This is a genomic window from Collinsella sp. AF23-4AC, from assembly GCF_003462685.1.
GTDB lineage: Bacteria > Actinomycetota > Coriobacteriia > Coriobacteriales > Coriobacteriaceae > Collinsella.
On record NZ_QRVE01000041.1, the window covers coordinates 1 to 1,371 of the forward strand.

Sequence of the window (1,371 nt, forward strand, 5' to 3'; positions counted from 1 at the left end):
GGTACCGTCAAGATTCTTTCGCAAATTGATTTATTCGGCCTCAGCCCCGTCCTCTTCTAGCCCTCCGCCTTTTCCTTCAGCTCATCCATCTCCTCCATCTCCTCCAGCTTCGACATGTCCAGGTACCTCCTCTTGCCCCATTCGTGCTCGACTATGTACTTCAGCCTCGCCGTCACCAGCATGAGTGCCGAGTTGCCGTCCGGGAAGGTCCCCACGACCCTCGTTCTCCGCCTGATCTCGCGGTTGATGCGCTCGATGCCGTTATTGGTCCGGATCCTGCGCCAGTGCTCCGGCGGGAACTCCGTGTAGGCCAGCGTCTCGGCGAACCCGTCGCGCACCGTCCCCGCGGCCGCCCCGAGCCTCATCGACTCCAGCTCGTCCGCCACCTCCTCAGCCTTCCTGGCGCACGCCTCGCGCGATTCCTGCGCGTGGATGGCCTTGAGCATGCGCGCCACGGCCTTCCGCCTGGTCACGGGCACCCTTCCCAGCACGTTGCGGTAGAAGTGGACCGTGCAGCGCTGGTAGCGGGCCCCGGGGAACACCTCCTCGAGCGCGCCGAGCATCCCCGCGCACTTGTCGCCGGTGACGAGCCGCACGCCGGAGAGCCCGCGCCCCTTGAGCCACGAGAGGAACTCGCGCCACGAGTCCGCCGACTCGGTGTAGCCCTCCGCGCAGCCGATGACCTCCCGGTCGCCGGCGGAGTTGACGCCGATGGCCACCAGCACGGCCACGTTCTCGTAGGACCCTCCCCAGCTGCGCTTGAGGTAGATGCCGTCGACGAAGACGTAGGGGTAGCCGCCCTCGAGCGGCCTCTGGCGCCAGGCCTCGATCGACGCGAACGCCTTCTCGTTGAGGTTGGAGACGGTGCCGGAGGACACGGGCGCTCCCCAGAGGAGCTCGGAGACGTCCTCGATCCTCCTGGTCGAGACGCCCGCGAGGTACATCTCGACGATGGCCTCCTCGACCGAGGTCTCGCGCCTGCGGTAGCGCTCTATGACGGCCGTCTGGAAGGTCGCGCCGCGCAGCTTCGGCACGTTGAGCTCGACCTCTCCGGCCCCGGTGACGAGCTTTCTCGCGTAATGGCCGCTGCGGTATGCCTCCCGGCCCGCCGTCCTCTCGTAGCGCCCGGCCCCCACGAGCTCGGACGCCTCCTCGTCGAGCAGCGCGTTGAGCGTCTCCTCGACGGTCTTCCTCACCAGATTCTTTATGTCCTTGCGCAGCGACTCCTCGTCGACTGTTACGATGTTCGCAGACACGGCCCGTGCCCCCTTCGTCGTTGATTTGTTGTTTAGCCGCTAGAAATCATATGACGGGGCGCGGGCCGTGTTCCGCTATGCGGTTGTCAATTTGCGAAAGAAATTATGCGTCACC

Annotated in this window: 1 protein-coding gene; it reads right to left on the reverse strand. The window is 65.6% G+C overall.

What is annotated here, in order from left to right:
* Positions 1 to 56: 56 nt before the first annotated feature.
* The gene (locus DWY05_RS09840) at positions 57 to 1,256 is read right to left on the reverse strand and encodes an IS256 family transposase (protein ID WP_117821551.1); all 1,200 of its coding nucleotides are present in this window, start codon (positions 1,254 to 1,256) and stop codon (positions 57 to 59) included.
* Positions 1,257 to 1,371 lie beyond the last annotated feature (115 nt).